At 72.9% G+C, this 21573-nt stretch carries 18 protein-coding genes; 14 read left to right on the top strand and 4 right to left on the bottom strand.

Annotated features, from left to right (window positions below):
- The first annotated feature begins 132 nt into the window (after window positions 1-132).
- The 4 genes from ACSU6Z_RS25580 (at window position 133) to ACSU6Z_RS25565 (ending at window position 4212) form a co-directional block, all read left to right on the top strand.
- Window positions 133-558 (top strand): MarR family winged helix-turn-helix transcriptional regulator, encoded by a 426-nt coding sequence (locus tag ACSU6Z_RS25580; RefSeq protein ID WP_437049088.1) that lies wholly within the window; start codon window positions 133-135, stop codon window positions 556-558.
- Window positions 559-635: 77 nt separating this feature from the next.
- Window positions 636-1406 (top strand): IclR family transcriptional regulator, encoded by a 771-nt coding sequence (locus ACSU6Z_RS25575; RefSeq protein ID WP_437049086.1) that lies wholly within the window; start codon window positions 636-638, stop codon window positions 1404-1406.
- Between the two features lie 283 nt (window positions 1407-1689).
- Window positions 1690-2637, top strand: a complete 948-nt coding sequence (locus tag ACSU6Z_RS25570; RefSeq protein WP_437049084.1) for a L,D-transpeptidase — start codon at window positions 1690-1692, stop codon at window positions 2635-2637.
- Between the two features lie 180 nt (window positions 2638-2817).
- On the top strand, window positions 2818-4212 hold the full coding sequence (locus ACSU6Z_RS25565; protein WP_437049082.1) for a glycoside hydrolase family 16 protein: 1395 nt from the start codon (window positions 2818-2820) through the stop codon (window positions 4210-4212).
- A gap of 58 nt (window positions 4213-4270) precedes the next feature.
- Here the strand turns inward: ACSU6Z_RS25565 and ACSU6Z_RS25560 are convergent, their stop codons facing one another.
- The gene (locus ACSU6Z_RS25560; protein WP_437049081.1) at window positions 4271-5188 is read right to left on the bottom strand and encodes a helix-turn-helix domain-containing protein; all 918 of its coding nucleotides are present in this window, start codon (window positions 5186-5188) and stop codon (window positions 4271-4273) included.
- Between the two features lie 156 nt (window positions 5189-5344).
- Here ACSU6Z_RS25560 and tkt point away from each other — a divergent pair, with 156 nt between their 5' ends.
- The 8 genes from tkt to ACSU6Z_RS25520 are packed head-to-tail and all read left to right on the top strand — an operon-like array spanning window position 5345 to window position 15885.
- Entirely contained in the window at window positions 5345-7420 is a 2076-nt protein-coding gene (tkt, locus tag ACSU6Z_RS25555) for a transketolase (RefSeq protein ID WP_437049079.1), read from the top strand.
- Window positions 7421-7439: 19 nt separating this feature from the next.
- Window positions 7440-8585 (top strand): transaldolase, encoded by a 1146-nt coding sequence (tal, locus tag ACSU6Z_RS25550; protein ID WP_437049077.1) that lies wholly within the window; start codon window positions 7440-7442, stop codon window positions 8583-8585.
- Window positions 8582-10306 (top strand): glucose-6-phosphate dehydrogenase, encoded by a 1725-nt coding sequence (zwf, locus tag ACSU6Z_RS25545; protein WP_437049075.1) that lies wholly within the window; start codon window positions 8582-8584, stop codon window positions 10304-10306. Before tal ends, zwf begins: the two co-directional genes overlap by 4 nt.
- Window positions 10303-11238: a glucose-6-phosphate dehydrogenase assembly protein OpcA gene (gene opcA / locus ACSU6Z_RS25540; protein WP_437049074.1), complete on the top strand. Its 936-nt coding sequence runs from the start codon at window positions 10303-10305 to the stop codon at window positions 11236-11238. Before zwf ends, opcA begins: the two co-directional genes overlap by 4 nt.
- A complete protein-coding gene (pgi, locus tag ACSU6Z_RS25535) occupies window positions 11231-12883 on the top strand; it encodes a glucose-6-phosphate isomerase (protein ID WP_437049072.1) in 1653 nt (550 codons plus the stop codon). The genes opcA and pgi overlap by 8 nt, the downstream gene beginning before the upstream one ends.
- 2 nt (window positions 12884-12885) lie before the next feature.
- Window positions 12886-13767, top strand: coding sequence for a phosphogluconate dehydrogenase (NAD(+)-dependent, decarboxylating) (gene gnd / locus ACSU6Z_RS25530; protein WP_437049071.1), 882 nt, complete (start codon window positions 12886-12888; stop codon window positions 13765-13767).
- A gap of 7 nt (window positions 13768-13774) precedes the next feature.
- Window positions 13775-14359 carry a histidine phosphatase family protein gene (locus tag ACSU6Z_RS25525; RefSeq protein ID WP_437049069.1) on the top strand — a complete coding sequence of 195 codons (585 nt, stop codon included), beginning with the start codon at window positions 13775-13777 and terminating at the stop codon, window positions 14357-14359.
- 59 nt (window positions 14360-14418) lie between these two features.
- Window positions 14419-15885 (top strand): membrane-associated oxidoreductase, encoded by a 1467-nt coding sequence (locus tag ACSU6Z_RS25520; protein ID WP_437049067.1) that lies wholly within the window; start codon window positions 14419-14421, stop codon window positions 15883-15885.
- On the opposite strand, the gene ACSU6Z_RS25515 is transcribed toward ACSU6Z_RS25520, so the two are convergent.
- A complete protein-coding gene (locus ACSU6Z_RS25515) occupies window positions 15872-17674 on the bottom strand; it encodes a bifunctional sugar phosphate isomerase/epimerase/4-hydroxyphenylpyruvate dioxygenase family protein (protein ID WP_437049066.1) in 1803 nt (600 codons plus the stop codon). The genes ACSU6Z_RS25520 and ACSU6Z_RS25515 overlap by 14 nt on opposite strands.
- A gap of 53 nt (window positions 17675-17727) precedes the next feature.
- Window positions 17728-18696 (bottom strand): shikimate dehydrogenase, encoded by a 969-nt coding sequence (locus ACSU6Z_RS25510; RefSeq protein ID WP_437049064.1) that lies wholly within the window; start codon window positions 18694-18696, stop codon window positions 17728-17730.
- 78 nt (window positions 18697-18774) lie between these two features.
- Here ACSU6Z_RS25510 and ACSU6Z_RS25505 point away from each other — a divergent pair, with 78 nt between their 5' ends.
- On the top strand, window positions 18775-19440 hold the full coding sequence (locus ACSU6Z_RS25505) for a TetR/AcrR family transcriptional regulator (RefSeq protein ID WP_437049062.1): 666 nt from the start codon (window positions 18775-18777) through the stop codon (window positions 19438-19440).
- 162 nt (window positions 19441-19602) lie between these two features.
- Window positions 19603-20958 carry an MFS transporter gene (locus ACSU6Z_RS25500; protein ID WP_437049060.1) on the top strand — a complete coding sequence of 452 codons (1356 nt, stop codon included), beginning with the start codon at window positions 19603-19605 and terminating at the stop codon, window positions 20956-20958.
- A 138-nt stretch (window positions 20959-21096) separates the two neighbouring features.
- Here the strand turns inward: ACSU6Z_RS25500 and ACSU6Z_RS25495 are convergent, their stop codons facing one another.
- Window positions 21097-21534, bottom strand: coding sequence for a PPOX class F420-dependent oxidoreductase (locus tag ACSU6Z_RS25495; RefSeq protein ID WP_437049058.1), 438 nt, complete (start codon window positions 21532-21534; stop codon window positions 21097-21099).
- Window positions 21535-21573: the final 39 nt, after the last annotated feature.

Below are 21573 nucleotides of genomic sequence, written 5' to 3'. Positions count from 1 at the left end.
CCGATCGACGGATGCGGGAGACTGCCCCGGTACGCAGCAGCCGCCCCACCGGGGGCCTCGCCCAGGGAGCCCGTCATCGCCCGCCAGCAGCACACCGCGAACCCCGCCCCCATCGACGCGCAGGAACCGTGGATGCGCGGACTGCACGCGGACACGGGCTACCTCCTGTACCGCCTGGGCCTGCGCTCGGGACAGCTCTTCAACGCCTTCCTCCAGGAATCGGGCCTGCGCCTGCGCCACTACGCGCTGCTGCGCTTCCTCGCCACGGCCGAGGGCGCGCCGCAACGGGAGCTGAGCGCCCGGCTCGGCTACGACCCCAGCGCGATCGTCGGACTCGTCGACGACCTGGAGAAGCTCGGCTTCGCCGAGCGGCGCCCCTCCCCCGACGACCGCCGCAGCCGGATCGTCGTCCTGACCGGCGAGGGCCGCGCCTTCCTGCGCGACACCGACGAGGCGGGACTGCGCGTGACCAACGACCTGGTGGAGCCGCTCGATCCGGCCGAACGCGAGACGCTGCACGCGCTGCTGCTGCGGATCGCGGAGGCGGGACTGGGCTGAATACCGGCGCCACGCCCTCCGCGCCGCACCCGCACGACCCCGCCCGCCCGGAAGACGCCCGCCGAAGGACGCCCGCCATGACCGCCCCCACCGCGACCGACCGGCTGCTGTCCGTGCTCGCCGCGTTCGACCACGCGCATCCGGCGCTGTGCCTGACGGACATCAGCCGGCGGGCCGGGCTCAGCCTGACCACCGCCCACCGGCTGGTGGGCGCCCTGACGGCGTGGGGCGCCCTGGAGCGGGACGACGCCGGGCTCTACCACGTCGGGCTGCGGCTGTGGGAGGTCGCCGCGCTCGCCCCGCGCGGCCTTGCGCTGCGGCAGGCCGCACTGCCGTACCTGGAGGACCTGTACGAGGCCACCCACGAGAACGTGCAGCTCGCGGTGCGGGACGGCGACGAGGTCGTCTACACCGAGTGGCTGTCGGGGCGGTCGGCGGTCGGTGTCCACATCCGCGTCGGGGCGCGCTGGCCGCTGCACGCCACCGGGGTCGGGCTCGCGCTGCTGGCGCACGCGGAGCCCGGGTCCCAGGAGGCGTACTGCGCCGGGCCGCTGGCCGCGTTCACGCCGTACACGATCACCGATCCGGCGCGGTTGCGCCGGGTGCTGGCGGAGGTGCGGCGCACCGGCGTGGCGGTGAGCGACCGCCAGGTCACCGAGGACGCGCTGTCGGTCGCCGCCGCGGTGCGCGGCCCGGACGGGGCGGTGACCGCCGCGGTGTCGGTCGTCGTCCCGCACGACGCGGCGCGGGTGCCGGTCCTGGCCCCGGCGGTACGGCTCGCGGCCCGCGGGATGTCCCGGGCACTGGGGTGGCGGCCCGAGGGGGCGGGCGGGACCGTACGGCGGTGAGGCCGAAGGCTCCGGCGGCGGCGCGGGTCCCCGGCGGGCACGGCGCCGCCGGGCCGCCACGCCTGGTGGGCCCCGAAGGCGCCGCACCGGGCGGACGGCCGGTTCGGCGGACGGGAGGAGGCCGCACGGAGACTGCCCGGGCCGGCGCTCCGGTGAGGCACCGAGTCCGCTTCTGCCGTATTTCTCACAGTCGTCCCGTGGGACGAACCCTACTTCACAGGATGCACCCAGATATATGGTGCAGACTGCACGTTCTCCGTCCCGCACCGGAAAGGCCCGCGCTGTGAGCACCCCCCGCACAACCGACCAGCAGCACGCCCAGCCGGGGCGGTGGTCCCGGCGCGGGGTGCTGGGGGCGCTCGGCGCCGTACCGGCCGCCGTCGCCCTGGCGGGGCTGGGCACCGGCACGGCGCGGGCCGCCGAGGGCACCGGGCCGAAGACCCTCGTGGCGACCGTCACCCCCGAGGACGGCGGCACCTACGGCGTCGGGATGCCGGTGTCGGTCGCCTTCTCGCACGCCGTGACCCGCAAGGCGGCCGTCGAGCGGGCGATCGCGGTCACCTGCGACCCCGGCGTCGAGGTGGTCGGCCACTGGTTCGGCGACAAGCGGCTCGACTTCCGCCCGAGGACCTACTGGGCCCCCGGCACGACGGTCGTGGTCTCCCTGGACCTGGCCGGCGTCCGGGCCGGCGACGACCTCTACGGCGGCCGCTCCCACAGCGTCGTCTTCGGCATCGGCCGCGCGCAGATCAGCACCGTCGACCTGAAGAGGGACCGGATGACCGTCGTCCGCGACGGCAGGAAGATCGCCGCCTACCCGGTCACCGGCGGCGACGCCGAGCACACCACCTGGTCCGGGATCATGGTGATCAGCGAGCGACTGAAGGAGACCCGCATGGAGTCCTCGACGGTCGGGCTCGGCCACGAGTACGACATCCCGGACGTGCCGCACGCCCAGCGCCTGACCACGTCCGGCACCTTCATCCACGGCAACTACTGGTCCTCCGCCTCGGTTTTCGGCAAGGCCAACACCACGCACGGCTGCATCGGCCTGCGCGACGCCAAGGGCGGGGACGACGACGCCGCGGCCGGTCACGAGTTCTACACCGGGTCGCTCCTGGGCGACGTGGTGATCGTGGAGAACTCGGGCGAGAAGACGGTGGACCCGGCCAACGGGCTCAACGGCTGGAACCTCTCCTGGAAGGAGTGGAAGGCGGGCAGCGCCCTGTAGGGGCCGCCAGGGGCCTTCACGGTGTGAACTCCCTTGCCGCCGACGGACTTTCCTGGTTTCACCTCTTGACGACGCAGGAGCCGGAGAGCACATTGGCCGCACCCTGAGAGCGCTCCCAGTGCCCTGCGGACGGTGTCCGGGGGCATGCGCGCGCCCCACTCGCACCGAGAGGCACCCCCTATGAGAGAACCCTCCGGCACCCCCCGCGGCAGACGGCGGCCCCTGCGGCGGGCGCTCGTCGCCGTCGTCGGCACCCTCGGTCTCGCCGCGGCGGCCACCGCCGTCGCCGCCCCGTCCGCGACCGCCTCCGCTCCCCCGCCCCCGTCCGGCTGGACCCAGGTCTTCGCCGACGACTTCGACGGCCCCGCCGGCTCGGGCGTCGACACCGCCAAGTGGCGGTACGCGACCGGCACCTCCTACCCGGGCGGCCCGGCCAACTGGGGCACCGGCGAGATCGAGACGATGACGTCCAGCCGGGACAACGTCTCCCTCGACGGCAGCGGCAACCTGCGCATCACCCCGCGCCGGGACGCCGCCGGCAACTGGACCTCGGGCCGCATCGAGACCAACCGCACCGACTTCCAGCCCCCGACCGGCGGCAAGCTGCGCGTCGAGGCCCGCATCCAGGTCCCGAACGTCACCGGGGCCGCCGCCAAGGGCTACTGGCCGGCGTTCTGGATGCTCGGCGCCCCCTACCGGGGCAACTACTGGAACTGGCCCGCCGTCGGCGAGCTGGACATCATGGAGAACACCAACGGCCTGAACACGGTCTGGGCCACCATGCACTGCGGCACCTCGCCGGGCGGCCCCTGCAACGAGACCAGCGGCATCGGCGGCTCCACCGCGTGTCCCGGCACCACCTGCCAGGCGGGCTTCCACACCTACCGGCTGGAGTGGGACCGCTCCACCGGAGTGGAGGAGATCCGCTTCTACGTCGACGGCACCCGCTTCCACACCGTGCGCGCCGACCAGGTCGACGCCACGACCTGGGCCAACGCCACGAACCACGGCTACTACCTGATCCTGAACGTGGCGATGGGAGGCGGCTTCCCCAACGCCTTCGGCGGCGGCCCGGACGCCGGCACCCAGCCCGGCCACGCGATGGTCGTCGACTACGTCCAGGTGCTGTCGGCCGGCGGGAGCGGTACCACGCCCCCCGCCGACCGGGACGCCTACACCGCCATCCAGGCCGAGTCCTACGACGCCCAGTCCGGGGTCATCACGGAGAGCACCTCCGACACGGGCGGCGGGCAGAACCTCGGCGCGCTGGCGAACGGCGACTGGGCGCAGTACAAGGGCGTGAACTTCGGCTCGACCCCGGCCCGGCAGTTCTCCGCGCGGGTGGCCGGCGGCGCGGCCCCCGGGGTGAGCGGGCTGGTGGAGGTGCGGCTCGACAGCCGGACCAGCGCGCCGATCGGGAGCTTCGCGGTGGGCAACACCGGGGGCTGGCAGTCGTGGCGGACGATCCCGGCGAACATCGCCCCGGTGACCGGCACGCACGACGTGTATCTGACGTTCACCAGCGGCCAGCCCGCGGACTTCGTGAATGTGAACTGGTTCCAGTTCGGGCGCTGACCGCCGCACCCGGGACGAGGGGGCCCCACGCGCGCGGGGCCCCTTCGCGTGCGCCGGTTCAGTCCCGCAGCTCCGCGCGGAACGCCGCCGGGGACTGGTCGGTGTGCTGGTGGAAGAACTTGGAGAAGTTCGCCGCGTCGGGGAAGCCGACCGCCGCGCCGATGCGGCCGATCGGCATGTCGGTGTGGGCCAGCAGCCGCTTGGCCTCCAGGATCACGCGCTTGTCGATGAATCCCTTGGGCGTCTCGCCGGTGGCGGCGCGGACCGCGCGGACGAGGGTGCGGCGGGAGTAGCCGAGCGCGTCGGCGTAGGCGCTGACGCTGTGGTTGGTGGCGAAGCCCTTCTCGACCGCGTCCCGGAAGAGGGTGAAGGTGGTGTCGGCCTGCCGGCGCCGCACCGCCTCGGCGGAACTGGCCGCCAGATGGGCCAGGCGCAGCAGGAACGCGGACAGGGAGTGCCGCAGCACCGCCGTGTGCAGGCTGAGCGGCAGCGTGGTGGTGTCCTCGTACTCGCGGCGGAGCTGTTCGAGGGCGGCGGTGAGGGCCGCGCGCTGCGCCGGACCGGGGTGGAGCAGGGGCGGCTGGTCGTAGCGGTAGAGGCCGGCCGCCTCCACCGTGGCGCGGGGCAGGAAGCCCGGCTGCATGGTCAGGACGGTTCCGCGGTACTCCCTGTCCGGTGAGAAGCGGTGAACCTGGCCCGGACGGATCCACAGCACATCGCCGGTGGCGGCCTCGTACTCGGCGAAGTCGATCATGTGCCGGACCGGGCCGCCGGTGAAGAGCATGACGACGTGGAAGTCGATGCGGTGCACCCGGTGCAGCGGCGCCTCGGAGTGCCAGGTGCGGCCGGTGCCCATCGGGCCGATCTGCATGCCGACGCCGAGGACGCTCCGGTCGACCGGGAAGGGGAAGGTTCTGATCCCGTCGCCTGTCCCGTCGTCGTCACCCTCGCCACCTGCGATGTTTTCGTCCGTCATGTCCTTCTCATGCCGCTTCGACGGGCGCCGCGGCGCCCGGGGGTGTCCCACTTTCACCACAGGCTGACACACCACGACCTTCCCCTCAAAAAGTCTGACTTTTAAGTTTGAACACGTCAGACCAGGTATCCCGCTGCGATCGAGGACTTCTTGAAGATGAGCACGCAGACACCGGACAGCTTCGAATGGACCGAACTCGACCGGCGTGCCGTCGACACGGCCCGCATTCTCGCGGCCGACGCCGTGCAGAAGGTCGGCAACGGCCACCCGGGCACGGCGATGAGCCTGGCCCCGGCCGCCTACACGATCTTTCAGAAGGTGATGCGGCACGACCCCGCCGATCCGGAGTGGACGGGCCGTGACCGCTTCGTCCTGTCGCCCGGCCACACCTCGCTGACGCTGTACACCCAGCTCTACCTGGCCGGCTACGAGCTGGAGCTGGACGACCTGAAGGCGTTCCGCACCCACGGTTCGAAGACGCCGGGTCACCCCGAGTACGGGCACACCGCGGGCGTGGAGACCACCACCGGCCCGCTGGGCCAGGGCGTCGCCAACGCCGTCGGCATGGCGATGGCCGCCCGCTACGAGCGCGGCCTGTTCGACCCGGACGCGCCCGCGGGCGAGTCCCCCTTCGACCACACCGTCTGGGCGATCGTCTCCGACGGCGACCTCCAGGAGGGCGTCTCCGCCGAGGCGTCCTCCCTGGCCGGCCACCAGAAGCTCGGCAACCTCGTCTTCCTCTACGACGACAACCACATCTCCATCGAGGGCGACACCGCCACCGCGTTCTCGGAGGACGTGCTGAAGCGGTACGAGGCCTACGGCTGGCACACCCAGCGCATCGAGCCCGCCGAGAACGGCGACATCGACGTCCACGCGCTGTACGCGGCACTGAAGGCGGCGCAGGCCGAGACCGAGCGCCCCTCGATCATCGCGATGCGCACGATCATCGCCTGGCCCGCCCCGAACGCGCAGAACACCGAGGCCGCGCACGGCTCGGCGCTGGGCGAGGACGAGGTCGCGGCCACCAAGCGCGTCCTCGGCTTCGACCCGGAGAAGACCTTCGAGGTCGCCGACGAGGTGCTCGCCCACACCCGCAAGGCCCTGGACCGGGGCGCCGAGGCGCACGCCGCCTGGGACAAGCGGATCGCCGCGTGGCGCAGCGCCCGGCCGGAGCGTGCCGAACTGTTCGACCGGGTGGTCGCCGGCCGGCTCCCGGAGGGCTGGGAGGACGCCCTGCCGGTGTTCGAGCCCGGCAAGTCCGTCGCCACCCGCGCCGCGTCCGGCAAGGTGCTCCAGGCGCTCGGCCCGGTCCTGCCCGAACTGTGGGGCGGCTCCGCCGACCTGGCCGGCTCGAACAACACCACCATCGACAAGACGTCCTCCTTCCTCCCGGAGGGCAACCCGCTGCCGGAGGCCGACCCCTACGGCCGCACCGTCCACTTCGGCATCCGCGAGTTCTCCATGGCCGCGGAGATGAACGGCATCGCCCTGCACGGCAACACCCGCGTCTACGGCGGCACCTTCCTGGTCTTTTCCGACTACATGCGCAACGCCGTGCGCATGTCGGCCCTGATGCAGCTGCCGGTGACGTACGTGTGGACGCACGACTCCATCGGCCTGGGCGAGGACGGCCCGACCCACCAGCCGGTCGAACACCTGGCCTCGCTGCGCGCCATCCCGGGCCTGAACGTCGTCCGCCCGGCCGACGCCAACGAGACCGCCGTCGCCTGGGCGGAGATCCTCCGCCGGCACTCCACCCGCCCGGCCCCGCACGGCCTGGCGCTGACCCGGCAGGGCGTGCCGACCTACGAGCCGAACCCGGACGCGGCCAGGGGCGGGTACGTCCTGGCGGACGCCTCCACCGGCGCCCCGGACGTCGTCCTGATCGCCACCGGCTCCGAGGTGCAGCTCGCCGTGGCCGCGCGCGAGCGGCTGGAGGCGGAGGGGTTCGCCACCCGGGTGGTGTCGATGCCGTCCGTGGAGTGGTTCGAGGAGCAGCCGCGCGAGTACCGCGAGAGCGTCCTGCCGCCGTCCGTGCGGGCGCGGGTCGCCGTCGAGGCCGGCATCGGCCTGACGTGGCACCGCTTCGTGGGCGACGCCGGGCGCATCGTCTCCCTGGAACACTTCGGCGCCTCCGCCGACGCCAAGACCCTGTTCACCGAATACGGCTTCACCGCCGAGAACGTCGCCGCCGCGGCGCGCGAATCCCTCGCCGCCGCCCGCGACTGATCCGACCGCCAGAAAGAAGATGATCACTGTGTCCGAAGCATCCGCGTCCGCGGGAGCACTCAAGCGCCTGTCCGACGAGGGCGTGTCCATCTGGCTGGACGACCTGTCCCGCAAGCGGATCGAGTCCGGCAACCTGGCCGAACTGATCGGGACGAGGAACGTCGTCGGCGTCACCACCAACCCCTCCATCTTCCAGGCCGCGATCGGCTCCGGTGAGGGCTACGAGGAGCAGCTCGCCGACCTGGCGGTGCGCGGCGTCACCGTCGACGAGGCGGTGCGCATGATGACCACCGCCGACGTCCGCGCCGCCGCCGACGTGCTCAAGCCGGTGTTCGAGGCGAGCGGCGGCCGGGACGGCCGGGTCTCCATCGAGGTCGACCCGCGCCTGGCGCACGACACCAGGGGCACGGTCGCCGAGGCCAAGCAGCTGGCCTGGCTGGTCGACCGCCCCAACGTGATGATCAAGATTCCGGCGACCGAGGCGGGCCTGCCGGCCATCACCGAGGTCATCGGTGCCGGCATCAGCGTGAACGTGACGCTGATCTTCTCCCTGAAGCGCTACCGCGAGGTCATGGACGCCTACCTCGCCGGCCTGGAGAAGGCGCGGGCGGCCGGGCACGACCTGTCCGCCGTCCACTCCGTGGCCTCCTTCTTCGTCTCCCGCGTCGACAGCGAGATCGACAAGCGGCTGACGCTGCTGGGCACCGACGAGGCCCTCGCCCTGAAGGGGAAGGCGGCCCTGGCCAACGCGCGGCTGGCCTACGAGGCCTACGAGGAGGTCTTCACGGGCGGCCGTTTCACCGCCCTGGCCGGCGTGGGCGCCAACAAGCAGCGCCCCCTGTGGGCCTCCACCGGTGTGAAGGACCCCGCCTACCGGGACACTCTGTACGTGGAGGAGCTGGTCGCCCCCGGCACCGTGAACACGATGCCGGAGGCCACCTTGAACGCCACCGCCGACCACGGTGACGTCCGGGGCGACACGGTCACCGGCGGCTACGCCCGGGCCCGCGCCGACCTCGACGCGGTCGAGCGGCTCGGCATCTCGTACGACGAGGTGGTGCGGCAGCTGGAGGACGAGGGCGTCGCCAAGTTCGAGGTGGCCTGGCAGGACCTGCTCGACGCCGTGGCGAAGTCCCTGAACAGCAAGGGAGTGGACGGGGAATGAGCGAGGAGCTTGCACAAGCGGCGGCCGGTGAGGCCGCGGTGACCGGGACGGCCGAAGCCGGGAAGGCCAAGCCCGCCAAGCGGGGCAGGAAGACCACCGGCGGCACCGGGCAGGGCGACGCGGCCCAGGAAGCGGGCAGGACGGCGCCCGAGGCCGCCCCGGCGGCGGAGGAACAGCCCGTCGTCCCCGTCCCGGCCGACGTGTGGGACAACCCGCTGCGCGACCCCCGCGACCGCCGGCTGCCCCGCATCGCGGGCCCGTCCGGGCTGGTCATCTTCGGGGTCACCGGCGACCTGTCCCGCAAGAAGCTGATGCCGGCCGTGTACGACCTCGCCAACCGGGGTCTGCTGCCGCCGGGCTTCTCCCTGGTGGGCTTCGCCCGCCGGGACTGGGAGGACCAGGACTTCGCCCAGGTCGTCCACGAGGCCGTCAAGGAGCACGCGCGCACGCCGTTCCGCGAGGAGGTGTGGCAGCAGCTCTCCGAGGGCATGCGGTTCATCCCCGGCGACTTCGACGACGACACCGCGTTCAAGCAGCTCAAGGACGCCGTGCAGGAGCTGGACGCCTCCCGCGGCACCAGCGGCAACTACGCCTTCTACCTCTCCGTGCCGCCGAAGTTCTTCCCCAAGGTCGTCCAGCAGCTGAAGAAGCACGGGCTGGCCGACGCGCCGGAGGGCGCCTGGCGGCGCGCGGTGATCGAGAAGCCGTTCGGGCACGACCTCACCAGTGCCCGCGAGCTGAACGCGATCGTGCACGAGGTGTTCGAGCCCGACCAGGTCTTCCGCATCGACCACTACCTGGGCAAGGAGACCGTCCAGAACATCCTGGCGCTGCGCTTCGCCAACCAGATGTACGAGCCGGTCTGGAACCGCTCGTACGTCGACCACGTGCAGATCACGATGGCCGAGGACATCGGCATCGGCGGCCGGGCCGGCTACTACGACGGCATCGGCGCCGCCCGCGACGTCATCCAGAACCACCTGCTCCAGCTCCTGGCGCTGACCGCGATGGAGGAGCCCGCCTCCTTCGACGCCGAGTCGCTGCTCACCGAGAAGCTGAAGGTGCTGCGGGCGGTGCGGCTGCCCGAGGACCTCGGCAAGCACACCGTGCGCGGGCAGTACGCGCGCGGCTGGCAGGGCGGTGCCCCGGTGCGCGGCTACCTGGAGGAGGACGGCATCGACCCGGCCTCCACCACCGACACCTACGCCGCGATCAAGCTGGGCATCGACAACCGCCGCTGGGCGGGGGTCCCCTTCTACCTGCGCACCGGCAAGCGGCTGGGCCGGCGGGTGACGGAGATCGCGGTGGTCTTCCAGCGCGCCCCGCACTCCCCCTTCGACACGACGGCGACCGAGGAGCTGGGCTCCAACGCCATCGTCATCCGGGTCCAGCCCGACGAGGGCATGACGGTCCGGTTCGGCTCGAAGGTGCCGGGCACCTCCATGGAGATCCGGGACGTGTCGATGGACTTCGCCTACGGCGAGTCGTTCACCGAGTCCAGCCCGGAGGCGTACGAGCGGCTCATCCTGGACGTCCTCCTCGGCGACGCCAACCTGTTCCCCCGTCACCAGGAGGTGGAAGAGTCCTGGAGGATCCTCGACCCGGTCGAGGAGTACTGGGCCACGCACGGCAGGCCCGCGCAGTACGCCTCGGGCAGCTGGGGACCCGAGGAAGCCGACGAGATGCTCGCACGAGACGGACGGAGCTGGCGCAGGCCATGAGGATCGACCTGACCGACACCACGGCAAGCAAGATCAACAAGGCGCTGGTGCAGGGTCGCCGCGCCATCGGCACCCCGGCCGTGGGCATGGTCCTGACGATGGTGATCGTCACGGACGAGGAGAACGCCTACGACTCGATGAAGGCGGCCCAGGAGGCCTCGCACGAGCACCCCTCGCGCACCCTGGTCGTCATCAAGCGGCACGCCCGCACCTCCCGCGACCGCACCCGCTCCCACCTGGACGCCGAGGTGCGGGTGGGCTCCGAGGCGGGCACCGGCGAGACGGTGGTGCTGCGCATGTACGGCGAGGTGTCCGACCACGCCGACTCGGTGGTGCTGCCGCTGCTGCTGCCGGACGCCCCGGTGGTGGTGTGGTGGCCGGTGGACGCGCCGGAGAACCCCGCCAAGGACCCGCTGGGCGCGCTGGCCCAGCGCCGGATCACCGACATGTACGCCGTCGAGCGCCCGCTCCAGGCGCTGGAGGACCGCGTCCGCTCGTACGCGCCCGGTGACACCGACCTGGCCTGGACCCGGCTGACCCCGTGGCGCTCGATGCTGGCCGCCGCCCTGGACCAGGCCCGGCTGGAGGTCACCTCCGCGGTCGTGGAGAGCGAGCCGGAGAACCCCAGCGCGGAGCTGCTGGCCCGCTGGCTGGAGGCCCGGCTGCGAGTGCCGGTCGACCGGGTGGACACCGCCGGCCCGGTCGTCACGGGCGTGCGCCTGGGCACCGCGAGCGGCGAGATCGCCATCGACCGGCCCGAGGGCCCGCTGGCCACCCTGTCCCTGCCGGGCCAGCCCCCGCGCACCCTCGCCCTGAAGGTCCGCCCCACCTCCGAACTCATCGCCGAGGAGCTCAGGCGCCTCGACGCGGACGAGATGTACGCCATCGCCCTGAACGGCGAGGCCGCCAAGGAGATCCCCGCACATGTCTGATGCCCCCAAGCTCACCCGGCGACCGGAGTGGACCGCCCTGGAGGACCACAGGGCCGAGGCGATGCTCCACCCGAACCTGCGGGAGCTGTTCGCCGCGGATCCCTCCCGCGCGGAGCGGTACGTGGTGCGCGTCGGTGACCTGCGGATCGACTACTCCAAGCACCTGGTCACCGACGAGACCCTCGCCCTGCTCCAGGAGCTGGCCGCCGCCACGGGCGTGTTCGGGCTGCGGGACGCGATGTTCCGCGGCGAGAAGATCAACACGACCGAGCGGCGGGCGGTGCTGCACACCGCGCTGCGCGCGCCGCGGGAGGCGGTGATCGAGGTCGACGGCGAGAACGTCGTCCCCGCCGTCCACGCCGTGCTGGACAAGATGGCCGACTTCGCCGAGCGGGTCCGCTCGGGCGAGTGGACCGGTCACACCGGCAAGCGCATCCGCAACGTCGTCAACATCGGCATCGGCGGCTCCGACCTGGGCCCGGCGATGGCCTACGAGGCGCTGCGCGCCTACACCGACCGCTCCTTGACGGTCCGCTTCGTGTCCAACGTGGACGGGGCCGACCTGCACGAGGCGCTGCGGGACCTGGACCCGGCGGAGACGCTGTTCGTCATCGCCTCCAAGACCTTCACCACCATCGAGACGATCACCAACGCCACCTCGGCGCGCGCCTGGCTGCTGGCCGGGCTGGACGGTGACGACAAGGCGGTGGCCAAGCACTTCGTGGCGCTGTCGACGAACGCGCAGAAGGTCGCCGGGTTCGGCATCGACACGGCCAACATGTTCGAGTTCTGGGACTGGGTCGGCGGCCGGTACTCCTACGACTCGGCGATCGGCCTGTCGCTGATGATCGCCATCGGCCCGGACCGCTTCCGCGAGATGCTCGACGGCTTCCGCATCGTCGACGAGCACTTCCGCACCGCCCCGGCCGAGGCCAACGCCCCGCTGATCCTGGGCCTGCTGGGGATCTGGTACGGCAACTTCTTCGGCGCCCAGTCGCACGCGGTGCTGCCGTACTCGCACTACCTGTCCAAGTTCACCGCCTACCTGCAGCAGCTGGACATGGAGTCCAACGGCAAGTCGGTCGACCGCGACGGCCGCCCCGTGCAGTGGCAGACCGGCCCGGTGGTGTGGGGCACGCCCGGCACCAACGGGCAGCACGCCTACTACCAGCTCATCCACCAGGGCACCAAGCTGATCCCGGCCGACTTCATCGGCTTCGCCCGGCCGGTGGCCGGGCTGAGCCGGGAGCTCGCCGCCCAGCACGACCTGCTGATGGCCAACTTCTTCGCCCAGACCCAGGCGCTCGCCTTCGGCAAGAGCGCCCAGGAGGTGCGTGCGGAGGGCGTGCCCGAGGAGCAGGTGGCGCACCGCACGTTCAAGGGCGACCATCCGACCACGACGATCCTGGCCGCGGAACTGACCCCCTCGGTCCTGGGCCAGCTCGTCGCCCTCTACGAGCACAAGGTGTTCGTCCAGGGCGCGATCTGGAACATCGACTCCTTCGACCAGTGGGGCGTCGAACTCGGCAAGGTCCTCGCCAAGCGGGTCGAACCCGCCCTCACCGAAGGCACCGACGTACCCGGCCTCGACCCGTCCACCGCCGCCCTCGTCGCGGCCTACCGCGATCTCAAGGAAGTGAAGTAACCATGCAGCTCGGTCTCATCGGTCTCGGCAAGATGGGCGGCAACATGCGCGAGCGGATCCGCCGCGCGGGCCACACCGTCATCGGATACGACCGCAACCCGGACGTCGCGGATGTCCACAGCCTGGAAGAGCTGGTGGGCAGCCTCAAGGGCCCGCGCGTGGTCTGGGTGATGGTCCCGGCCGGCGAGCCCACCCAGACCACCATCGACCGGCTCGCCGAGCTGCTGGAGCCCGGCGACGTCGTCGTGGACGGCGGCAACTCCCGCTGGACCGACGACGAGAAGCACGCCGCCGAGCTGGCCGCCAAGGGCATCGGCTTCGTCGACTGCGGCGTCTCCGGCGGCGTGTGGGGCCTGGAGAACGGCTACGCGCTGATGTACGGCGGTGACGCCGAGAACGTCGCCAAGGTGCAGCCGATCTTCGACGCGCTCAAGCCCGAGGGCGACTTCGGCTCGGTGCACGCGGGCCGGGTCGGCGCGGGCCACTTCGCGAAGATGGTCCACAACGGCATCGAGTACGCGATGATGCAGGCCTACGCCGAGGGCTGGGAGCTGCTGGAGAAGGTCGACTCCGTGGAGAACGTCCGCGAGGTCTTCCGCTCCTGGCAGGAGGGCACGGTCATCCGCTCCTGGCTGCTGGACCTGGCCGTCAACGCCCTGGACGACGACGAGCACCTGGAGGGGCTGCGCGGCTACGCGCAGGACTCCGGCGAGGGACGCTGGACGGTGGAGGCCGCCATCGACAACGCGGTGCCGCTGCCGGCGATCACCGCGTCGCTGTTCGCGCGGTTCGCCTCCCGCCAGGAGGACTCGCCGCAGATGAAGATGATCGCCGCCCTGCGCAACCAGTTCGGCGGCCACGCCGTCGAGTCGGCCAAGAAGTAGGCGCCCGATGGGGGATCTGCTGCTGGTCCGGCACGGTGAGACGGAGTGGAGCCGGTCGGGCCGGCACACCGGCCTCACCGACCTGCCCCTCACCCCCCACGGCGAGGAACAGGCCAAATCCCTGGCCCCGCTCCTGTCGGGCCGGCCGTTCGCGCTGGTGCTCACCAGCCCGCTCGGCCGCGCCCGGCGCACCGCCGAACTGGCGGGTCTGGCCGGGGCCGTGCCCGAGGCGGACCTGCACGAGTGGGACTACGGCGCCTACGAGGGCATCACCACCGCGGACATCCACCGCACCCGGCCCGGGTGGGACCTGTGGACGGACGGTGTACCGCCCGGTGCCGAAGGGCACGGCGAGTCACCCGAGCAGGTCGGGGCGCGGGCCGACCGCGTGCTGGCCCGCGTGGAGCCCGCCCTCGCCGAGGGCGACGTGGCCCTGGTGGCCCACTCCCACCTCCTGCGGGTGCTCACCGCCCGCCGGCTGGGCCTGCCGCCCGCCGAGGGACGGCTGTTCCAGCTGGCGACGGGGACACTGAGCCGGCTGTCGACGGAACACGGTCGCCCGGTGATCGCGGAGTGGAACACCCGGCCCTGAACGGGCGCCGGCCGGGGGCGGGTTGACAGCCCCCGGCCGGCACGTCAGAGTCCCGCCTGATGGAGAGCACCGATCTGACCCCGGCCGAGGCACGGGTGTGGCGGGCCTTTCCGCGCGGGGAGTTCGTGGACTTCCGCACCTCGCCCGAGGAGGACGCCGGCGAGGGCGGCGGCTGGGGGCCGGAGCGCACCGTACGGGCGGCCGTGCTGCGCGCACTCCTCCTCACCGCGCCCCGGGAGAACGGCGAGATCCCCTCCCTGGACCTCTCCGGCGCCCGGATCACCGGCGGCCTCCACCTCCAGTACGCCACGGTCGACCAGCCGGTGCGGCTGAAGAACTGCCACTTCGAGGAGGTGCCCCGCCTCTACGGCTGCCGGTTGCGGGAACTGAACCTCAGCGAGTCCGCCCTGCCGGGGCTCGTCGCCCACGCGGTGCGCGTGGACGGCGTGCTGCGGATGACCCGGGCCCGGTTCCGCGGGACGGTGCGGCTGTCCGGGGCGGAGATCGCGGGGAGCCTGTACCTGGAGGGCGCGGAGGTCCGCGCGTCCCCGGACACCGAGGGGCCGGTCCTCCAGCTCAACCAGGCGGTCCTCGGCGCCGACCTGTGGGCGCCGGGGCTGCGCGCGCACGGTGCGGTCCGGCTCACCGGGACCTCCGTGGCGGGGCAGGTCAACCTCCGGGACGCCGTCCTGGACGCGGGCGAGAGCACGGCCCTGGACGCGCAGAACCTGGGCGTCGGGACGAGCGTGACCGCCAGGTGCCTGCGTGCCCGGGGCCTGCTCGACCTGCGCGGCGCCCGCATACCCGGCATCCTCGACCTCGCGCACGCGTCCCTGTCCCGGCCCGGCGGTGTCGCGCTGCGGGCCACCAGCTCGGTGATCGGGGAGCTGTGGCTGTTCGACGGCGAGCGGGTCGAGGGCGCGCTCCGGCTGCGGCGCGCCCGGATCGACAGCCTGAGCCTGGACCCGGAGATGGTGCCCGACGAGGTGTACCTGAACGACCTCTCCTACACGGCGCTCGTCCCGCACCACCCCGCCGAACGCCGCCTGCCCATGCTGGAACGCGACGGCGACGGCTACGTCCCCTACGCCTACGAGCAGCTCACCGCCGCCTACCGCCGGGTCGGCGACGACGAGGCAGCCCGGCGCGTGCAGCTCGCCAAGCAGCGCCGGCACCGCACCACCCTGCCCTGGTACGGGCGCGCGTGGGGGCACCTGCAGGACGTGACCGTCGGCTACGGCTTCCGTCCGCTGCGGGCCCTGGTGTGGCTGCTGTCGCTGCTCGCGCTCGGTTCGGCCGCCTTCGGCCTGGAGCACCCGGCGCCGCTGAAGCCGTCCGAGGCACCCGGGTTCAACCCGGTGTTCTACACCCTCGACCTGCTGCTGCCGGTCATCTCCTTCGGCCAGGAGACGGCGTTCGCGCCGCGGGGAGCCCACCAGTGGCTGGCCTATCTGCTGATCGTCACCGGCTGGATCCTCGCCACGACGGTCGTCGCGGGCGTCACCCGCACCGTCAACCGCCCGTGAGGACCCGGGCGGCGTGCTGGGCGGCGAGGCGGACGGAGGCGTTGGGGGCGCCGTAGCCGCGGTAGCCGCCGTCGCGCTGGAGGAGTTCGAAGAACACCCGGCCCACGGTCTGCGTGTAGCAGTGGCGGAAGACGCCGTGCGCGTCCCGGTCGTAGAGGATGCCGAGGTCCCGGTAGGTCTCCAGCTCCCCCTCGGCGAACTCGTACCGGGCGGCGAGGTCGTCGTAGTAGTTGGCCGGGATGGGCAGCAGGGTCCCGCCGGCCTCGCGGAAGCGGCGGGCCGCGGCGACCACGTCGTCGGTGGCGAGCGCGATGTGCTGGGCGTGCGCGGTGTCGTCGGTGGGGGCGGCGCCGACCGTCAGCACGATGCGGACGGCGCCGGCGTCGTCGGTGACGGCGCGGCTGCGCAGCAGGCCGTAGGGGTCGGGGACGTCCACGCTCTGCTGCGGGCTCAGCCCCAGGACGCCGTGGTGGAAGAGGACCGCCTCGTCGAAGTGGTGCCAGGGCTGGGTGAGGGCGAGGTGGTCGATGCGGCAGCCGTCGGCCGCGGCGGGGGCGGTGTCCGCGAAGTCCGCGCGCCAGTCGGGGTGGCGGGCGTCGCCCCGCTCGGCGCAGAAGAACAGCTCCGTGCCGTCGGGCGCCGCGACCGCCTCCAGCGGGGCGTCCTCGGGGGCGCGGCGGCGCGGCAGTACGGGGGCGAGCAGGGCCTCGGCGCGGCGGGCGGAACCGGCGGGGTCGGGGGTCTCCAGGCCGACGGCGGCGAGCCGGGTGCCCCCGCGGCGCTCGGCGGGCCCGGTGTTGACCAGGACGCGGGCCTCGCCGCGCTGCCACAGGTCGACGGGTTTGCCGCGGTGCCGTGCGGCCCGGGTGAAGCCGAGGGCGCCGAGCAGGGCGGTGACCGGCTGGGCGTCGGGGGTGACCAGCTCGGCGAAGGCGACGCCGGTGGGGACGACGGCCGGGGGCGGCGCCGCGGTGCCGACCTGTTCCTGGAGCATCCGCAGCGAGCGCTGGGCGTCGACGGCGGTGGGGCCGGCCTCGGACTGCCGGAAGACGTCGTTGAAGACCTCCAGGGAGAGCGGGCCGCTGTAGCCGGTGCGCAGGACGCGCCGGACCAGCCCGGCCACGTCGAAGCCGCCCTGTCCGGGGAAGCAGCGGTGGTGGCGGCTCCACTGCAGGACGTCCATGGCCAGGCGGGGCGCGTCGGCGAGCTGGAGGAAGAAGATCTTCTCGCCGGGGATGTCCCCGATGCCTTCGAGGTCCTCGGGGTCACCGCTGCGGGAGAGGATGTGGAAGCTGTCCAGGCAGGTGCCGAGCGCCGGGTGGCCGGCGGCCTCGACGATGCGCCAGGCGTGGTCGTAGGTATTGACGTGCCGTCCCCAGGCGAGCGCCTCGTAGGCGACGCGGATGCCGGACTCCTGGGCGAGGTCGGCGAGCCGGGCGAGTTGCTCGGCCGCGAGCGCGTCGTCGTCCACGGCGAGCGGGGAGACGCTGGAGCAGACCAGCACGGTGTCCGCGCCGAGCCGGCGCATCAGCGCGAACTTGTGCCGGGCCCGGCGCAGGGTGCGGGCGAACTCCTCGGCCGGGGCGGCCTCGACGTCCCGCATCGGCTGGTACAGGTCGATGGTCAGGCCGAGGTCGGCGCAGCGGGCGCGGATCTCCTCCGGGGCGAGGGGGCTGGCCAGCAGGTCGTTCTCGAAGATCTCCACGCCGTCGAACCCGGCCCGGGCCGCGGCGTTCAGCTTCTCGGTGAGGGATCCGCTCAGGGAGACGGTGGCGATGGACGTACGCATCCGGGTACCTCTCTGCTTCGGGCCGGGGCGGTTGTGGTGCGGGCCGGGGCGGTCTACTCCGGTGCCGTGGCGGCGGCCTGCCGCGGCCCGGTGACGGCCCCTCGCGGCGCGGTGCCGGCCCCGGCCAGCTCCGTGAGGTCGGCGAGCATCCGCGCGCTGTCGGGCTCCCGCCCGGTGAACAGCCGGAACGCGTCCGCGGCCTGGTAGGCGGCCATGCCGCCGCCGTCGAGCACGGCGCAGCCCAGCGCGCGGGCGGTGCGCACCAGTTCCGTCTCCAGCGGCCGGTAGACGACCTCGGCGACCCACAGTCCCGGGTGGAGGAGCTCGGCGGGCAGCGGCAGGCCGGGGTGGGCGGCCATGCCGGTGGGGGTGGCGTGGACGATGCCGTCGGCCCGCGCGATCAGCTCCGCGAGCCGGTCGGGGGCGGCGCAGGCCGCACGGCCCGGCCCGAAGTGCCGCTCGAGCGAGGTGGCGAGGGCGGCGGCCCGGCCGGGCAGCGCGTCGACGACGGTGACCCGTTCCGCGCCGAGCGTGAGCGTGGCGTGGGCGACGGCCGCGCCCGCGCCGCCGGCGCCGAGCTGCACCACCCGCTCCAGCGGTACGTCGGGCAGCCCGCGGGCGAAGGAGGCGGCGAAACCGGTGGCGTCGGTGTTGTGGCCGACGGCCCGGCCGCCGTCGAAGACGACGGTGTTGACCGCGCCCAGCGCCTCGGCCCGCGGGGCGATCTCGTCCAGGTGGGCGAGGACGAGCTGCTTGCAGGGGTGGGTGATGTTGAGCCCGTCGAAGCCGAGGTCGCGGGCGGCGCGCACCAGGTCGCCCACCGCCTCGGGCGGGACGCCGAGCGTGTCGATGTCGATGAGCCGGTAGAGGTAGCGCAGGCCCTGGCGGTCGGCCTCCCGCTCGTGCAGGGCCGGGCTGAGCGACGGGCCGATGCCGGAGCCGATCAGCCCGACGAGATACGAGTCCTTGGCGTCCTGGGCCACCGGGAACCCCCTTAATGTACGAACCAGTACGTTAGTCATAGCAGCAAGGCGCCGCCCGGGGGAAGACCCGACCTTCTACAATCGACCGGCAGCACCCGCCGCGGCCGAAGGAACCCGATGACCAGCGTCGACGAACCGGCACGATCCCACGGACGCATCCGTGACGCCGCCCGCACCCAGGCCGAGATCCTCGACGTCGCCACGCAGGAGTTCGCCCGGGCCGGCTACGACGGGGCCCGCGTCGACGAGATCGCCGCCCGCACCCGCACCACGAAGCGGATGATCTACTACTACTTCGGCGGCAAGGAGCAGCTGTTCACGGCCGTGCTGGAGCGGGCGTACAGCGTGATCCGCGAGGCCGAACAGCGGCTCGACGTCGAGCACCTGGACCCGGTGGCCGCCATCCGGCGGCTGGCGGAGCTGACCTTCGACCACCACGAGCAGCACCCGGACTTCATCCGACTGGTCGGCATCGAGAACATCCACGGCGCCGAGCACATCGCCGCCTCCGAGAAACTCGGCAGGATCGGCTCGCCGGCGCTGGACGTGATCCGCCGGATCCTGGCGGCGGGCCGGGAGTCGGGGCTGTTCACGGCCGACGTCGACGCGGTCGACCTGCACGCGATGATCAGTTCCTTCTGCTTCTTCCGGGTCTCCAACCGGCACACCTTCGGGGCGCTGTTCGGCCGCGACCTGGTCGATCCCGACCGGCGCGAGCACTACCGCACCATGCTCGGCGACATGGTGATCGCCTACCTGACGGCGGAGCGCGCGGCGGACTGAACGCGGCGGCCCCCGCGCGTCACCACCTCTTGACACCCGTGACACGTCGGCGCAACATCCCTACCCAACCGCGACTAACTATCCAGTGGGTTAATTAGCCGATCGGCACCTCTCCCCTGCGCTCACTCCGCCTACGCCGGAGCCTCCCCCGAAGGAGCCGCCGTGTCCGTCCCCGCCGCACCCCGCAGCACCGCCCCACCCGGCCAGCCGAGGAAGGCCGCCACCGCCGCCTGGATCGGCAGCGCCCTGGAGTACTACGACTTCTTCATCTACGGCAGCGCCGCCGCGCTGATCTTCCCGGAGGTCTTCTTCGACGAGTCGGACCCGGCCACCGCGACCCTGCTGTCGCTGGCCACGTTCGGCGTCGCGTACGCCGCCCGCCCGCTCGGCGCGTTCGTCCTCGGCCACGTCGGCGACCGCCTCGGCCGCAAGAAGATCATGGTGTTCACCCTGATCCTGATGGGCCTGTCGACCTTCCTCATCGGCTGTCTGCCCACCCGCGGACAGGTCGGCACCCTCGCCCCGGTCCTGCTGGTGCTGTGCCGGGTCCTGCAGGGCATCTCGGCCGCGGGCGAGCAGGCCAGCGCCAACTCCATGACGCTGGAACACGCGCCACCGCACCGGCGCGGCTTCTTCACCAGCTTCACCCTCAGCGGCACCCAGGGCGGCCAGCTCCTGGCCACCCTGGTCTTCCTCCCGATCGCCGCGCTCCCCGAGGAACACCTGCTCTCCTGGGGCTGGCGGGTCCCGTTCTGGCTGAGCGTCGCGGTCGCCGTCGTCGGCTACGTCATCCGCCGCAAGCTGGACGAGACACCGGCCTTCGCCCGGCAGGCCGCCGGCGACGGCGTGGTGAAACTGCCGCTGGTCATCCTGGTGCGCGAGCACTGGGCGGACGTCCTGCGGGTGATCGCGGGCTCGTTCGTCGCCTCGGTCAGCACCATCTTCACCGTCTGGGCGCTGGCGTACGCCACCGGCGATTCCGTCGGCATGTCCCGCTCGTCCATGCTGTGGGTGGGCGCCCTCGCCAACCTGGCCGCGCTCGCCGCGATCCCGCTGTGGGCGATGCTGTCCGACCGCATCGGCCGCCGCCCGGTCTTCCTGGTGGGCGCCGTCGGCAGCGCGGTGACCATGTTCCTGTACCTGTGGGCGATCTCGACGGGCTCCTACCCGCTGACGCTGCTCCTGGGCATCGTGGCCTTCGGCGTCGTCTACAGCGCCGCCAATGGTGTGTGGCCCGCCTTCTACGGGGAGATGTTCAGCACGCGGGTCCGGCTGTCCGGGGTGGCGATCGGTACGCAGATCGGCTTCGCCGTGGCCGGGTTCGCGGTCAGCCTGGCCGCGCGGATCGCCGGTCCGGGTGGCGACGACTGGTTCGCGGTGGCCCTGTTCACGGCGGCCCTGTGCGTGCCGCCGGTGATCGCGGCCCTCTCGGCCCGGGAGACCCACGAGGTGCCGACCGAACGGCTCGGCGAGCGGGACCGGCCGAAGACGGCCCGGCCGGAGAGGGTGACGGCCTGACCGCACGCAGCGTCCGGGCCCCGCACGCCGAGCCGGCCGCCGGGCCCGGACGTACGACCGGCCGTCCGTCCCGCGCCCGGTCCTCCGGCGGACCTCCGGACGCCGCTCCCTCCTCTGCGGGGAGCCGCCGGAAGGGCCCTACCCCCGGGCGACCCCGTAGACCCGCTCCACCCGCAGCCGCAGGACGAGGCGGCGGTCGCGGACCATCGCGGCCCGGTAGTCGTCCCAGTCGGGGTGCTCGCCCTGGACGTCGCGGTAGAGGCGGATCAGCTCCTCGACCGTGGCGTCCCGCGGGTCCGCGGCGACCGGCGAGAGGTCGGCCGTGCCCTCGGCGACCGCGTAGGACCACCGGTCGGGGGTGGTCACGTGGTACGAGGCGCGGGGGTCCCGGCGCAGGTTGCGGGTCTTGGCGCGGTCGTCGGTGACCGAGACGCGGACGACCCGCTCGTCGGGGTAGTAGGCGTGGGTGACGTTCGACAGCTGGGGGCGGCCGTCGCGCTTGAGCGTGACGAGCACCCCGCCGTGGCTCCCGGAGAGCAGCCGCAGCAGTGCGTCCTGCGTGGCGTCCTGAGTCATGCCTGCGTCAACGGGCCGGACGAGGTCGCCCATTCCCGC

The sequence above is a fragment of the Streptomyces sp. enrichment culture genome, assembly GCF_964273145.1.
Classification (GTDB): domain Bacteria; phylum Actinomycetota; class Actinomycetes; order Streptomycetales; family Streptomycetaceae; genus Streptomyces.
Note: the sequence above shows the minus strand (reverse complement) of the source record. Positions and strands in the feature narration are given on the sequence as shown.

Bases quoted from the DNA above. Each gene is read 5' to 3' on its own strand.
- tal (WP_437049077.1), top strand. From the start codon at position 7,440: ATGATCACTGTGTCCGAAGCATCCGCGTCCGCGGGAGCACTCAAGCGC.
- pgi (WP_437049072.1), top strand. From the start codon at position 11,231: ATGTCTGATGCCCCCAAGCTCACCCGGCGACCGGAGTGGACCGCCCTG.
- ACSU6Z_RS25520 (WP_437049067.1), top strand. From the start codon at position 14,419: ATGGAGAGCACCGATCTGACCCCGGCCGAGGCACGGGTGTGGCGGGCC.
- gnd (WP_437049071.1), top strand. From the start codon at position 12,886: ATGCAGCTCGGTCTCATCGGTCTCGGCAAGATGGGCGGCAACATGCGC.
- ACSU6Z_RS25515 (WP_437049066.1), bottom strand. From the start codon at position 17,674: ATGCGTACGTCCATCGCCACCGTCTCCCTGAGCGGATCCCTCACCGAG.
- ACSU6Z_RS25510 (WP_437049064.1), bottom strand. From the start codon at position 18,696: ATGACTAACGTACTGGTTCGTACATTAAGGGGGTTCCCGGTGGCCCAG.
- ACSU6Z_RS25565 (WP_437049082.1), top strand. From the start codon at position 2,818: ATGAGAGAACCCTCCGGCACCCCCCGCGGCAGACGGCGGCCCCTGCGG.
- ACSU6Z_RS25525 (WP_437049069.1), top strand. From the start codon at position 13,775: ATGGGGGATCTGCTGCTGGTCCGGCACGGTGAGACGGAGTGGAGCCGG.
- ACSU6Z_RS25580 (WP_437049088.1), top strand. From the start codon at position 133: ATGCGCGGACTGCACGCGGACACGGGCTACCTCCTGTACCGCCTGGGC.
- ACSU6Z_RS25575 (WP_437049086.1), top strand. From the start codon at position 636: ATGACCGCCCCCACCGCGACCGACCGGCTGCTGTCCGTGCTCGCCGCG.
- opcA (WP_437049074.1), top strand. From the start codon at position 10,303: ATGAGGATCGACCTGACCGACACCACGGCAAGCAAGATCAACAAGGCG.
- ACSU6Z_RS25560 (WP_437049081.1), bottom strand. From the start codon at position 5,188: ATGACGGACGAAAACATCGCAGGTGGCGAGGGTGACGACGACGGGACA.
- tkt (WP_437049079.1), top strand. From the start codon at position 5,345: ATGAGCACGCAGACACCGGACAGCTTCGAATGGACCGAACTCGACCGG.
- ACSU6Z_RS25495 (WP_437049058.1), bottom strand. From the start codon at position 21,534: ATGACTCAGGACGCCACGCAGGACGCACTGCTGCGGCTGCTCTCCGGG.
- ACSU6Z_RS25505 (WP_437049062.1), top strand. From the start codon at position 18,775: ATGACCAGCGTCGACGAACCGGCACGATCCCACGGACGCATCCGTGAC.
- zwf (WP_437049075.1), top strand. From the start codon at position 8,582: ATGAGCGAGGAGCTTGCACAAGCGGCGGCCGGTGAGGCCGCGGTGACC.